We start from the raw sequence: 13446 nt of genomic DNA on the forward strand, positions 1-13446 counted from the left end.
ATTACGGTCGGCGGTTGAGTGGCGGCGCTCCTACGGTCTTAAGCCAGGACCCCGGCGACCGCGCGAACGGTCCCGGGGCGTGGCCAACGCTGCTGAGGAGCGTCAACACCATGAACGCTACAACCCCACCGAAGCCCGGCGTCACCCTGGGGACCGGCGTCAAGATGACGATCCAGGTCTACACCGTGAACGCGCAGGGGACCGTCGTCGAGGACCGCGGCGAGCTGGTCGTCGTCGGGTTCGGGGAGGACCCGGCCGCGCTCGCCCCCGGCTCCTTCGGATTCCCGCCCTGCCGGTGCCCCCGCTGCCGCGCCCGCCAGGCGGTGGTCCGGTGAACGCCACCCGCCCGGACACGCAGACCACGCCGGTCGGCCTCACCACGATGCGCGAGGTCGTGAACCGGCTGCTGGACCCCGACGCCGTCCCCGAAGCCCTGCCGCCGACCGGTGACGAGCTTCAGACGCTGACCGTCCTCGTGCGCGGTCACCTTGAGCTGCTGGTCCCCGAGGTGGAGGCGGCGGCCCGGAAGCTGGAGCCGGACAGCGTCCACCGCTACACCGCGCTCGGGTGCGTATGGGAGGCCCGCAGCAGGCTGGAGACGCAGCCGTCCCCCCCCCGATATGGCGGCGCCGCCGGCTACGCCCGGCGTCTGGCCCGCGCCCTCAACGCCCTGTGCGACCACTACGAGACGCTGAACGGGACCACCCGGTGAACGCGCCCGTGCCCGTGTGCCGGGCCTGCCGCGAGCCGATCGAGGACCCGGACGACGCCGTCCACCTCGGGCACGAGGAAGGGAACTCGGGGCCCGGCTGGGACATCCACGCGCACCGCGCGCACATCGACCAGGCCGGCCCGGACCCGGTCGCGGAACGCGCCCTCGCCCGCCTCGCGCAGCAGGGCGTCAAGCCCACCGGCGTGGACCTGTCGCCGCGCATGGTGCAGTTGGCCGGTGAGCGCTGGGCGCCGCTCGGTGTCCGGATCGAGCACGGCGAGGTGCTCAAGTGGCTCGCCGCCGACGATGCCCGGTACGACGCGGTGTACTCCATCTTCGGGGCCGCCTGGTTCACCGACCCGGGCCGAGTGTGATGACCAGAGGCGGCGGTCACGACGGGCGTGCGCTCCTTCCGCCCGGCCGGTCCGACGGGTTCGTTCGGCCGGCCGCTGTGTCGAGTCGCCGCAGGAAGTCCGCCAGGGCCGCGTCGAACGCGTCGGGGCGTTCCAGGTTGGGCAGGTGGGCCGCTCCGTCGACGACGACGAGGGTGGAGTCGGGGAGGAGGGCGTGCAGCGACTCGGCGTCGCTGACGGGGGTGTACTCGTCCTCGGCGCCGACGACGACCAGCGCGGGCACCGTGACCCTGCTCAGCAGCGGGCGGTAGTCGGGCCGCTCGGCACGGCCGCGCAGGGCCGCCGCGGCGCCCCGCGGGTCGGTGCCGGTCATCATGCGGTGGACGTGCGCCGCGACGGCCGGGGGCGCGTGGGGCGCGACCATCTTGTACAGCACCTCGTCGGCGTAGCCCCGCATGCCCTCGCGCAGCAGCCGGTCCGCCATGTCGTTGCGGGCCCGGTGCCCTTCCGGGGTCTCGGGTGCGGCGAAGGTGTCCGCGAGCAGCAGACCGCGGACGCGCTCCGGGAACCGGGCGTAGCACTCCATGACGATCTGCCCGCCCATCGACAGTCCGCCGAGGACGCACCCCTCCACGTCCAGGGAGTCGAGCAGTTCCTCGATGTCGTCCGCGAACACGGACAGCGCCGTGACGCCCGGGGTGACGGGCGACGCGCCGTAGCCGCGCAGGTCGGGCGCGATCACCCGGCGCCCGGGCGAGAAGGCGGCGATCTGCGGGGCCCACATGGTGTGGTCGAAGGGGTGGCCGTGGACGAGGACGAGGGGCAGCGCGGATGCGCCGGCGTTCCCCTCGGCCCGGTGTGCGAGACGGGATGCCATGCGGCCGACCCTAGAAGCGCGCCACTACTCGGTGCAATCAAAACATTGCCCTCGGTGCAATGTGATGCCGTGACCGGACTCAGGACGGGAGGTCCGTGATCCCTTGCGGTGTGCCGTGCGCGAGGGAGGCGAGCGTCCGCAGGGCCTGCTCCAGCGCCTCCAGCGGAGCCGACGCCAGCCCGAGCCTGACGCAGTCGGCGGCGCCGGACGTGGCGGGGTCCGGCGACCGGGCCGGCGCGGGCCCGGTCGCCGGCACCGCGAAGGACGGCCCGGCCGGCACCGCGAAGGACGGTCCGGGTGTCACCGCGATGCCGCGGGCGGCCGCGGCCGCGGTGAAGGTGTCCGCCCGCCACGGCGCGGGCAGGCGCCACCACGCGTAGTACGTCCGAGGATCGGCCTGGACGGCGAAACCCCGCAGGTGCTCGGTGACCAGCCGCTGGCGTCGCGAGGCGTCGGCGCGCTTGGCCGTCGTCAGCCGGTCGACGGTCCCGTCCGTCATCCACCGCAGGGCCGCTTCGAGCGCGAAACGCCCCGCCGTCCAGCCGCCGGAGCGCAGCGCCTCGCCCGCCTGCCCGGTCCGTCCCTCGGGTACGACGAGGAAGCCGACGGTGAGGCCCGGCGCGACCCGTTTGGACAACCCGTCGACCACGTAGGTGAGTTCGGGGGCGAAGGCCGCGAAGGGCTCGGTGCCGTCCGAGAGGAAGGACCAGATGCGGTCCTCGATGACCGGCAGACCCCATGGACGCAGGTCCGCGGCGAGCCGGCGACGACGGGTCTCCGGCATGGTCGCCGACGTCGGATTGTGCAGGGTCGGCTGCAGGTACAGCGCGGAGAGCGGCGCCGTGCGGTGGGCCGCGGCGACGGAGTCGGGACGGATGCCGTCGGCGTCACCGGCGAGCGGGACCAGGGTGACGCCGAGCCGGGCCGCGATCTCCTTGACCAGGGGATAGGTCAGGGCGTCGATCCCCACCCGGCCGCCCGGCCGGACCAGCGCGGCCAAGGCGCCGGCGATCGCCTGGCGGGCGTTGCCGCTGAAGAGGACCTGACCGGGGGAGGGCCGCCACCCGGCCGTCGCCAGCAGCCCGCCGGCCGCCTCGCGAGCGGCCGGCGTGCCGGCGGCCGGAGCGGTACGGGTCGCCTCGGACAGTACGTCCGGACGCAGCAGCGGTGCCAGGGCGGGCGCGAGGAGGGCGGCCTGGTCCGGCGCCGTCGGGTAGTTGAGCTCCAGATTGACCGGCGCGGTGGTGGCGGGTTCGGCGAGTGCCCGGCCGGACGGCACGGGCGCGGCGCGCACGAACGTGCCGCGGCCGACCTCGCCCACCACCAGCCCGCGCCGGACGAGTTCGGCGTAGACGCGGCCGGCCGTCGACGCGGCGATCCCGCGTCGGCGCGCGAAGGACCGCTGCGGGGGCAGCCGCTGCCCGGGCTTGAGCCGGCCGCTCAGAATGTCGGCGGCGATCCGGTCGGCGATCCGCTGGTAGTCGTGCACGGGCTGGTTCCTCCGCCACTCGGGGACCGGAGAGCGTACCCGCACCACCGGCGGGAACAGGGGGCAAGGAGTCGTGGGTGGCGCGACACTGAGGGCATGACCGGGGACATGAACACCGCGGAAGTCGACGCCTACCTGCGTCGCCTGGGCGTCGAACAGCCCGCCTGGCCCACCGTGGACGCGCTGCGCGAGCTGCACCTGCGGCATCTGGAGACCGTGCCGTTCGAGAACCTGTCCATCCATCTCGGCGAGGAGATCGTGCTGGACGGGAAGCGGCTGCTGGACAAGGTGGTGGAGGCGCGGCGGGGCGGGTTCTGCTACGAACTCAACGGCGTCTTCGGGGCGTTGCTCGCCGCCCTCGGTTACGACGTCCAGCTGCTCGCGGCGCGGGTGTACGGCGACGGGGGCCGGCTCGGCATCCCGTACGACCATCTCGCGCTGCGGGTACGGACGGTGGACGGCGGCGACTGGCTGGCCGACGTCGGCTTCGGCGCCCACTTCCACCTGCCGCTCGCCTTCGGGGAGCGCGGGGAGCAGGAGGATCCCGGGGGCACGTTCCGGATCGCCGAGGCGGGCGCCGACGCGGCCGGGGTGCGCGGCGGGTACGACAGGGTGGAGGCGGCGGACCTGGACGTGAGCCGGAACGGGCGGCCGGTGTACCGCCTGGAGGTCCGGCCGAGGGCGCTCGCCGACTTCACGGCCGGGGCGTGGTGGCACAGCACCTCACCGGCCTCCCACTTCACGCGGTCGCCGGTGTGCTCGCGGATCACCCCGGACGGGGGCAGGATCACGCTCAGCGGCCGGCGGTTCACGGTCACCGCGCCGGACGGCACGCGACAGGAGCACGAGACCGGGACGGACGAGGAGGTGCTCGCGCTCTACCGGGACCGGTTCGGGATCGCGCTGGACACGGTGCCGACGGTGCGCGGCACGGGGACGGGCGGCTGACCCCGGCACTGGGACGGGTGGCCGACCCGGTACCGGGACGGGCGGCTGACCCCGGTACCGGACAATGGCCCGTGTGAGTGATGTGCGACATGTGCTGGTGCTGCCCGACCGTGATGCCGCGGAGGAGGTGGCCGAGGCCCTCGGGGAACGGTTCGGCGTGGACGAGGAGCCCCGGCTGGTGCGGGACGCCCTGGCGGGGGAGGACGACGCGGAGGACGCGCAGTGGCTCGTCGTCCTGCGGGACGCCTCGGCCCGGCTGGACCCCGGGGAGCTGAACGAGTTCGTGGCCGAGTGGGACGGCTGGCGGGAGGAGCCGTAGCCCGGCAGCCGCCGGCCGAGGAGTCGTAGCCCGGTGACCGCCGACCGGGCGGCGGTGTCAGTGGCGCGTGGGATGCTTGTCGCGATGGCCAGGAAGACCGCATCCGACGACCTTCTCGCCCCGGTGACGCTCGCCGTGGGCCAGGAGGACCTGCTGCTCGACCGTGCCGTGCGGGAGGTGGTGGCCGCCGCGAGGGCCGCCGACTCCGACACGGACGTACGCGACCTGACACCGGACCAGCTCCAGCCCGGCACCCTCGCCGAGCTGACCAGCCCGTCGCTCTTCGCGGAGCGCAAGGTCGTCGTCGTACGCAATGCGCAGGACCTGTCCGCCGACACCGTCAAGGACGTGAAGGCGTACCTCGGCTCGCCGGCCGAGGAGATCACGCTCGTCCTGCTGCACGCGGGCGGCGCCAAGGGCAAGGGGCTGCTCGACGCGGCGCGCAAGGCGGGGGCGCGGGAGGTGGCGTGCCCGAAGATGACGAAAGCCACGGACCGGCTGGCCTTCGTGCGGGGAGAGTTCCGCACCGCCGGGAGATCGGCCACCCCGGAGGCGTGCCAGGCGCTCGTGGACGCTCTGGGCAGTGATCTGCGGGAGCTGGCTTCGGCCGTTTCCCAGCTCGTTGCCGACATCGAGGGGACGATCGACGAGGCGACCGTCGGGCGGTATTACTCCGGGCGGTCAGAGGCGTCGAACTTCACCATTGCGGATCGGGCCGTCGAGGGCCGGGTCGTGGAGGCCCTGGAGGCGCTGCGTTGGTCGATCGCCACCGGAGAACCGCCGGTGAAGATCGTCAGCGCGCTGGCCCAGGGCGTACGGGCGATCGGCAAGCTCCAGTCGTCGCCGGGCGCACGCCCCGCCGATCTCGGCATGCCGCCCTGGAAGATCAACCAGGTGCGGCAGCAGATGCGCGGCTGGACCCCGGACGGCGTGGCCGTCGCGCTGCGCGCGGTCGCCGAGGCGGACGCGGGTGTGAAGGGCGGCGGGGACGACCCGGAGTACGCCCTGGAGAAGGCGGTCGTCACGATCGCCCGCGCGGCCCGCTCGCGGGGACGGGCGTAGCCCGTACGCACGGGCGGTGATCGAGTCGCCCCTCGGTCCCCGAGGAGGAGAATCGGATGTGTCAGCCGTAGGCCGCTCAGGTGTGGAGAGGTGGCGAGCGCGATGGCTGAACATCCGAACGCACAGCTGGTCCGAAAGGGCTACGAGGCCTTCATCGGCGGGGACATGGAGGCCCTGCGCGGAATGCTGGCGGCGGACGCCACACATCATGTGCCGGGGACCGGTGTGCTGGCCGGTGACTTCAAGGGCCGGGACGAGATCCTCGACATGTACCGGCGACTCGGTACGGAGACCGACGGGACGTTCACCGTCGAGCTGCGGCAGATCCTCGTCGACGGCCGGGGGCACGCCGTGTCCCTGCACCACCTCACGGCGGACCGCAAGGGCAGGCACCTGGACGTGGACGGATGCATCGTCTTCCGGATCGTCGGGGACAGGATGACGGACCTCGACGAGTGCGTCGCCGACATCGACGCGATGAACGACTTCTGGGCCTAGACACGGCCGAAGGCCCCGCCCACCACCCGGGGAAGGGCGTGGGGCGGGGCCTTCGGTTGAAGCGTGTGAGCCCGTACCCGCGTGGCGAACGCAGGCCGCGTACGAGCTCGGGGTGCCGGCCGGGGGCGGATGAGAGAGGGCCCGCCCGGGGTCCCGCCGACGGTCAGATCAAAAGGGTGGTTCAGCCCTTGACGGCCGCGACCTTCTGAGCCAGCGCCGACTTCTTGTTGGCGGCCTGGTTCTTGTGGATGACGCCCTTGGAGACGGCCTTGTCGAGCTGACGCGCGGCGACGCGCTGGTACTCGGTGGCCTTCTCGACGTCACCCGCGGCGGCGGCCTCGCGGGCCTTGCGGATCGCGGTCTTCAGAGAGGACTTGACGGCCTTGTTGCGCAGCCGGGCCTTCTCGTTGGTCTTGTTCCGCTTGATCTGGGACTTGATGTTCGCCACGAATGAGCCTCTACAGGTTCTGGCACGGGACCGCTCGGGGCCCGCACCGGTGATTTCTTGGGGTGTGCCTCGCGCTGAGAGGGCATGAGACACAGCCCCCCACACTACCAGCGGCCCATTCAGTGGCCCAAACCCGTCCCCGGTCGCCACCCGTGGGACCATGGAAGCTACGTATCGATCCGACCCGAGACCGCAGACGCACAAGCACACGTATGCGGACGCCTCAAGAATCAGGACCCTGCGTGCCCGCGATCCCTAGCCATGTGCCCGAGCCGAGCCGTACCGACCCGGCGCTGATCCGCAATTTCTGCATCATCGCGCACATCGACCACGGCAAGTCCACGCTCGCCGACCGGATGCTCCAGCTGACCGGAGTGGTCGAGCAGCGGCAGATGCGCGCTCAGTACCTCGACCGCATGGACATCGAGCGCGAGCGCGGCATCACGATCAAGTCCCAGGCGGTGCGTCTGCCGTGGGCCCCCTCCCACGACGAGGGCAACACGCACATCCTCAACATGATCGACACACCGGGGCACGTCGACTTCACGTACGAGGTCTCCCGCTCGCTCGCCGCCTGCGAGGGCACGATCCTGCTGGTCGACGCCGCCCAGGGCATCGAGGCCCAGACCCTCGCCAACCTGTACCTGGCGATGGAGAACGACCTCACGATCATCCCCGTACTGAACAAGATCGACCTGCCGGCCGCGCAGCCGGAGAAGTTCGCCGAGGAGCTGGCGAACCTGGTCGGCTGCGACCCCGACGACGTGCTCAAGGTCTCCGCGAAGACCGGTCTCGGCGTCGAGGCGCTGCTGGACAAGGTGGTCGCCGAGATCCCCGCCCCGGTCGGCGTCAAGGACGCCCCCGCCCGCGCGATGATCTTCGACTCGGTCTACGACTCCTACCGCGGTGTCGTGACGTACGTCCGTGTCATCGACGGCCAGCTCAACAAGCGCGAGCGGATCCGGATGATGTCCACCGGCGCCACGCACGAGCTGCTGGAGATCGGTACCAACTCCCCGGAGATGCTGCCCGCCGACGGCCTCGGCGTCGGCGAGGTGGGCTACCTCATCACCGGTGTGAAGGACGTCCGCCAGTCGAAGGTCGGTGACACCGTCACCAGCCAGCACAAGGGCGCCGAGGAGGCGCTCGGCGGCTACAAGGACCCCAAGCCGATGGTGTTCTCGGGCCTCTACCCCCTGGACGGCTCGGACTACCCGGAGCTGCGCGAGGCCCTCGACAAGCTCCAGCTCAACGACGCCGCCCTGGTCTACGAGCCGGAGACCTCCGCCGCCCTCGGCTTCGGTTTCCGCGTCGGCTTCCTCGGCCTGCTGCACCTCGACGTGATCCGCGAGCGCCTGGAGCGCGAGTTCGGCCTCGACCTGATCGCGACCGCGCCGAACGTGGTCTACCGGGTGGTCATGGAGGACGGCAGCGAGCACACCGTCACCAACCCGAGCGAGTTCCCCGAGGGGAAGATCGGCGAGGTGTACGAGCCGGTCGTGCGCGCCACCATCCTGGCGCCCAGTGAGTTCATCGGCTCGATCATGGAGCTCTGCCAGACCCGGCGCGGTGTCCTGCTCGGCATGGACTACCTCTCCGAGGACCGCGTCGAGATCCGCTACACCCTCCCGCTCGCGGAGATCGTCTTCGACTTCTTCGACCAGCTGAAGTCCAAGACCCGCGGCTACGCCTCCCTGGACTACGAGCCCACCGGCGAGCAGACCTCCAGCCTGGTCAAGGTCGACATCCTGCTGCACGGCGACAAGGTGGACGCGTTCTCCGCGATCACCCACAAGGACCAGGCGTACGCGTACGGTGTACGGCTCGTCGCCAAGCTCAAGGAGCTCATCCCGCGGCAGGCCTTCGAGGTGCCGGTGCAGGCCGCCATCGGCTCCCGCGTCATCGCCCGCGAGACCATCCGCGCCATCCGCAAGGACGTCCTCGCCAAGTGCTACGGCGGTGACATCTCCCGTAAGCGGAAGCTGCTGGAGAAGCAGAAGGAAGGCAAGAAGCGGATGAAGATGGTGGGTTCCGTGGAGGTTCCGCAGGAGGCCTTCATCGCCGTCCTCTCCAGTGACGACAGCGCGGGATCGGCCAAGGGCAAGAAGTAGCCGGGGCGGTAACCGGGGAAGCGGCCGGTAAGCGCCCGGAGGTTACCGCGGGTCACTCCGCGAACCGGGCGGAACGGGGGCCCGTCACGTGAAAGCGTGGCGGGCCCTGCGCGTTCGCCGGGTAGTCCTCTGTACGAAATGACAGGCCGCAGGCCCTTACGCCATCGCCGGTCGGCCTTTACTCTGATCCCCACTCGATAGTTACTCGCCAGTTAAACAACGCGCGAGGAAACCCAGCCGCACTGAGCCAGCCGCACCGTCGCGGGCCCCGGAGGATGTCGTGAGCGACACACAGACACTGATCGAGAACCGTCCGCCGAGCGTGGCGACCCTCTTCCTGGAGCGTGTGGCGGCCACACCGGACGCCGAGGCCTACCGCTACCCGGTCCCGGCGGCCTCCGGCGAGGGCCCGGACGACTGGAAGTCCCTCACCTGGGCGGGCACCGCCGAGCGGGTCCACGCCATCGCGGCCGGCCTGATCGAGCTGGGCGTCGAGCCCGAGCAGCGGGTCGCGCTCGCCTCCTCCACCCGGGTCGAGTGGATCCTCGCCGACCTCGGCATCCTCTGCGCCGGCGCCGCCACCACCACGGTCTACCCGCAGACCAACGCCGACGAGTCCGCCTACATCCTGTCCGACTCCCAGAGCCGGGTACTCGTCGCGGAGAACGCGGAGCAGGCGGCCAAGGCGGTCGAGAAGCGCGCCGAGCTGCCCGAACTCACCCGCGTCGTGGTCGTCGACCCGGCCGGCGCCGACACCGACGACTTCGTGATCACCCTCACCGACCTGGAGAAGCTCGGCGCCGCCCGGCTCCAGAAGGAACCGGAGCTGATCAAGGAACGCGTCGCCGCGATCACCAAGGACCAGCTCGCCACCCTGATCTACACCTCCGGCACCACCGGCCGCCCCAAGGGCGTACGCCTGCCGCACGACTGCTGGTCGTACATGGCCAAGGCCATCCCCGCCACCGGCCTGATCAGCGCCGACGACGTGCAGTACCTGTGGCTGCCGCTCGCCCACGTCTTCGGCAAGGTGCTCATCTCCGGGCAGATCGAGGCCGGACACGTCACCGCCGTCGACGGCCGCGTCGACAAGATCATCGAGAACCTTCCGGTGGTCCGGCCGACCTACATGGCGGCCGTGCCCCGCATCTTCGAGAAGGTCTACAACGGCGTGGCCGCCAAGGCGAAGGCCGGCGGCGGCGCCAAGTACAAGATCTTCCAGTGGGCCGCCGGGGTCGCCCGCGAGTACGCCAAGGTCACCCAGGACAACTTCCGCCGCACCGGCACCGCGAGCGCGCCCTTCGGCCTCTCGGCGAAGCACAACATCGCCGACAAGCTCGTCTACGCCAAGATCCGCGAGGCCTTCGGCGGCAACCTGCGCGCCTGCGTCTCCGGCTCCGCCGCCCTCGCCCCCGAGATCGGCTACTTCTTCTCCGGCGCCGGCGTCCACATCCTGGAGGGCTACGGCCTCACCGAGTCCTCCGCCGCCTCCTTCGTCAACCCCGGCGAGGCCTACCGCACCGGCACCGTCGGCAAGCCGCTGCCCGGCACCGAGGTGCGCATCGCCGACGACGGCGAGATCCTGCTGCGCGGCCCCGGCATCATGCAGGGCTACCACAACCTGCCCGAGAAGACCGCCGAGGTCCTGGAGGAGGACGGCTGGTTCCACACCGGCGACATCGGCGAGCTCTCGCCCGACGGCTACCTCCGCATCACCGACCGCAAGAAGGACCTGATCAAGACCTCCGGCGGCAAGTACATCGCCCCCGCCGAGGTCGAGGGCCAGTTCAAGGCGGTCTGCCCCTACGTCTCCAACATCCTCGTCCACGGCGCCGACCGGAACTACTGCACCGCCCTCATCGCCCTCGACGAGGCCGCCCTCACGGCCTGGGCGGCCGAGAACGGCATGGAGGGCAAGGCGTACGCGGACATCGTCGCCGCGCCCGCCACGGTCGAGATGGTCGACGGCTACGTCAAGCAGCTCAACGAGGGCCTGCAGCGCTGGCAGACCATCAAGAAGTTCCGTCTCCTGCCCCGCGACCTCGACGTCGAGCACGGCGAGATCACCCCGAGCCTGAAGCTGAAGCGCCCGGTGGTGGAGCGCGAGTACAAGCACCTCATCGAGGAGATGTACGAGGGCGCGCGCGAGGCGTGACCATCACGGCGTGACTGCGGGGGCGGGGTCCCGGGCCGGTGCGGCGCGGGACCCCGCCCCTCTTCTCACGTTTTCACGATGACCGGAAGGGAACGGATTCCTGTTCGTTCCTGACCGCACACCTGACGCTGTTCTCACCCTTGGCGGTCCACTTCGGTGACTCGGCGCTTATAGGCGGGTCCGGTCTGTCACCCTGTCGGCAACGATCGAGGTTCTATTCGTACGAACTGCCCGGGGAGCTGCCCATGGGGGCCATTCCGACCCAACGGGAGACCGCCTCGTGCGCCTCCGGCGCGCGGGAGTGCGCGTGGGTGGACGCGACCCTGCCCGGGAGCCCCCTCGCACCGGGCGCCGCGCGCGCCCTGCTGCGCAAGGCGCTCACCGAGTGGGCGGAACTCGTCCTGCCCGGCGCCGAACACCTCACCGGCCGCGTCGGCGACGACGCCACGCTGATCGCCAGCGAACTCGTCACCAACGCCGTCGTGCACGCCGGTACCGAGGTGCGGGTGGCGTGCAGGCTGGAGGAGGAGACCGGCGCGCTCGTCGTCGAGGTAGCCGACCAGCACCCCTCCCGAGCGCCGCGCGGCAACGAACCGGAGGGGTCGCCGTACGACACCCCCGAGTACGGGCGCGGCCTGCGCCTCGTCGCCGCGCTCTCCGAGGCCTGGGGCATCACCTACCGTCCGGGCACGAAGACGGTGTGGGCGCGCCTGGCCGCAGGGGGGTGCGCGGCGGGCGACCAGATCGAGGCGTACGCCGGGGAGCGCACGCTGGCGCGGGATCTGCGGGTGGCGGAGATCCTCGCGCCGGAACCGCCCCGGACGGAACAGAAGGGTCCCGGTCCACTGGACACGCTGGTCTCCCGGACCTCGCCCGGCCACCGGGAGACGCCCGGTCCCGCCCGTGACACCTGGCGCGGCGGCTCGTACGGCGACGACTGGCTCGCCCGCCGGCACGGGCGGGACGGGACCTGGCTGGGGCGCGGCGCCCTGTCCTTCCTCGCCGAGGCCTCCGACCTGCTCGCCGGGCAACTGGACGAGGACCTGGTCACCTCGCTCACCGGCCAGCTGATCGTGCCGCGGCTCGCCGACTGGTGCGCGGTGTGGCTGGAGGACGAGACCACCGGCCACGGCGGCGGCTGGAGCGAGGGGAGCCGGACCGACGGCTCCCGCCTCGCCCGCGTCTGGCACGCCAGTGAAGGCCACATCGAGGACCTGAGCCGCGCCCTGGAACAGAACCCGCCCCACCCCGGCGACCCGTTACACCCGGGACCCGCGCCCTATCCGTGGCCGGGCGGGGCGCTCGACGGGCCGGGCGACGCGGTCTACGGGCCAGCCGACGCGGCCTCCGGACCGGGAGATGTGTTCGACGGGCGGCGTACGGGGCCGGGTGGGTCGGTCGCGGTGCCGGGTGGGTCGTCCGGTGGCGGGCCGGGCGAGACGCTCGACGGGCCGGGCCAGGGGGCCGGCAGGTCTGCGGATGCGGTCGACGTCTCCGCCGGCGGTGCCCCCGGCACCGCCCTCGCCTACCGGCTCGTCGCCGGTGGGCGTCCGCTCGGCACGCTGGTGATCGGGCGGGGCGGGATCGACCGGTTCCCCGACGAGATCACCGGGCTGGTCGAGGACCTCGGCCGGCGCGTCGCCCTCGCCATCGGGGCCGCCCGGCAGTACTCCCGTCAGGCCACCATCAGCGCCGTGCTGCAGCGCGGACTGCTGCCCGGCGCCGTCGCCGAGATCCCCGGCGTGCGCAGCGCCCTCGTCTACGAACCCTGCGACAAGGGCGGACCCAGCGGCGACTTCTACGACCTCTTCCCGGCCGGCCAGGGCCGCTGGTGCTTCGCCGTCGGCGACGTCCAGGGCAAGGGACCGGAAGCCGCCGTCGTCATCGGACTCGCCCGGCCCTGGCTGCGCCTGCTCGCCCGCGAGGGCTACCGCGTCGCCGACGTCCTCGACCGCCTCAACCAGCTCCTCCTCGACGACGCCACCGAGGCCGCCGACGCCGCCGCCCGCGCACTGGTGGCCGCCGGTGCCCGCCCGACCGCCCCCGGCGACGGCCCCCAGACCCGTTTCCTCTCCCTCCTCTACGGCGAACTCGTCCCCTTCGACGGCGGCGTCCGCTGCACCCTCGCCTCCGCCGGACACCCCCTGCCCCTGCTGCTCGCCCCCGACGGCTCGGTCCGTACGGTCGCCCAGCCGCAGACCCTGCTCGGGGTCGTCGAGGACGCCACCTACGCCGGCGAGACCTTCGAGATGTACTCCGGCGACACCCTGCTCTGCGTCACCGACGGAGTCACCGAGCGGCGCTCCGGCTCCCGCCAGTTCGACGACGGCGACGGGCTCGCCATGGCCCTGTCGGGGTGCGCGGGGATGGACGCCGAGTTGATAGCGGAACGGATCACGCAGCTCGTGCACGAGTTCGGGGCCCGGCCGCCCGCCGACGATCTCGCCCTGCTGGTGCTCCAAGCGGAATGACAC

Annotated in this window: 13 protein-coding genes; 10 read left to right on the plus strand and 3 right to left on the minus strand. The window is 72.0% G+C overall.

The annotated features are described in order from the left end of the window. The first annotated feature begins 110 nt into the window (after window positions 1–110). From AMK33_RS07485 to AMK33_RS45145, 3 genes are read left to right on the plus strand one after another with little or no spacing between them, the layout of a single operon-like run. On the plus strand, window positions 111–335 hold the full coding sequence (locus tag AMK33_RS07485; protein WP_073931933.1) for a hypothetical protein: 225 nt from the start codon (window positions 111–113) through the stop codon (window positions 333–335). After that, a complete protein-coding gene (locus tag AMK33_RS07490; RefSeq protein ID WP_079194773.1) occupies window positions 332–712 on the plus strand; it encodes a DUF6415 family natural product biosynthesis protein in 381 nt (126 codons plus the stop codon). Before AMK33_RS07485 ends, AMK33_RS07490 begins: the two co-directional genes overlap by 4 nt. Further along, window positions 709–1086: a class I SAM-dependent methyltransferase gene (locus tag AMK33_RS45145; protein ID WP_073931934.1), complete on the plus strand. Its 378-nt coding sequence runs from the start codon at window positions 709–711 to the stop codon at window positions 1084–1086. Before AMK33_RS07490 ends, AMK33_RS45145 begins: the two co-directional genes overlap by 4 nt. A 16-nt stretch (window positions 1087–1102) precedes the next feature. Here the strand turns inward: AMK33_RS45145 and AMK33_RS07500 are convergent, their stop codons facing one another. Together AMK33_RS07500 and AMK33_RS07505 are read right to left on the minus strand one after the other, a co-directional pair. Then, window positions 1103–1942, minus strand: coding sequence for an alpha/beta fold hydrolase (locus tag AMK33_RS07500; RefSeq protein ID WP_073931935.1), 840 nt, complete (start codon window positions 1940–1942; stop codon window positions 1103–1105). Window positions 1943–2021: 79 nt separating this feature from the next. Continuing rightward, window positions 2022–3431 (minus strand): aminotransferase-like domain-containing protein, encoded by a 1410-nt coding sequence (locus tag AMK33_RS07505; RefSeq protein ID WP_073931936.1) that lies wholly within the window; start codon window positions 3429–3431, stop codon window positions 2022–2024. 108 nt (window positions 3432–3539) lie between these two features. Here AMK33_RS07505 and AMK33_RS07510 point away from each other — a divergent pair, with 108 nt between their 5' ends. The 4 genes from AMK33_RS07510 to AMK33_RS07525 all read left to right on the plus strand — a co-directional run bounded on the left by AMK33_RS07510 (window position 3540) and on the right by AMK33_RS07525 (window position 6258). After that, window positions 3540–4379, plus strand: coding sequence for an arylamine N-acetyltransferase family protein (locus AMK33_RS07510; protein ID WP_073932081.1), 840 nt, complete (start codon window positions 3540–3542; stop codon window positions 4377–4379). Window positions 4380–4452: 73 nt separating this feature from the next. Next, window positions 4453–4698, plus strand: coding sequence for a hypothetical protein (locus tag AMK33_RS07515; RefSeq protein ID WP_073932082.1), 246 nt, complete (start codon window positions 4453–4455; stop codon window positions 4696–4698). A gap of 84 nt (window positions 4699–4782) precedes the next feature. Continuing rightward, window positions 4783–5760, plus strand: a complete 978-nt coding sequence (gene holA / locus AMK33_RS07520; protein WP_201262973.1) for a DNA polymerase III subunit delta — start codon at window positions 4783–4785, stop codon at window positions 5758–5760. Between the two features lie 102 nt (window positions 5761–5862). Further along, a complete protein-coding gene (locus tag AMK33_RS07525; RefSeq protein ID WP_073931937.1) occupies window positions 5863–6258 on the plus strand; it encodes a nuclear transport factor 2 family protein in 396 nt (131 codons plus the stop codon). A 181-nt stretch (window positions 6259–6439) separates the two neighbouring features. Here the strand turns inward: AMK33_RS07525 and rpsT are convergent, their stop codons facing one another. Next, window positions 6440–6706, minus strand: a complete 267-nt coding sequence (gene rpsT, locus AMK33_RS07530) for a 30S ribosomal protein S20 (protein ID WP_073931938.1) — start codon at window positions 6704–6706, stop codon at window positions 6440–6442. A gap of 242 nt (window positions 6707–6948) precedes the next feature. On the opposite strand from rpsT, the gene lepA reads away from it, so the two are divergent. From lepA to AMK33_RS07550, 3 genes are all read left to right on the plus strand, one after another. Next, the gene (gene lepA / locus AMK33_RS07540) at window positions 6949–8817 is read left to right on the plus strand and encodes a translation elongation factor 4 (protein ID WP_073931939.1); all 1869 of its coding nucleotides are present in this window, start codon (window positions 6949–6951) and stop codon (window positions 8815–8817) included. A gap of 280 nt (window positions 8818–9097) precedes the next feature. Further along, window positions 9098–10972, plus strand: a complete 1875-nt coding sequence (locus AMK33_RS07545; RefSeq protein WP_073931940.1) for an AMP-dependent synthetase/ligase — start codon at window positions 9098–9100, stop codon at window positions 10970–10972. Window positions 10973–11217: 245 nt separating this feature from the next. Next, window positions 11218–13443: an ATP-binding SpoIIE family protein phosphatase gene (locus AMK33_RS07550; protein WP_079194774.1), complete on the plus strand. Its 2226-nt coding sequence runs from the start codon at window positions 11218–11220 to the stop codon at window positions 13441–13443. Window positions 13444–13446 lie beyond the last annotated feature (3 nt).

The organism is Streptomyces sp. CB02400 (assembly GCF_001905725.1).
Lineage (GTDB): Bacteria > Actinomycetota > Actinomycetes > Streptomycetales > Streptomycetaceae > Streptomyces > Streptomyces atrovirens.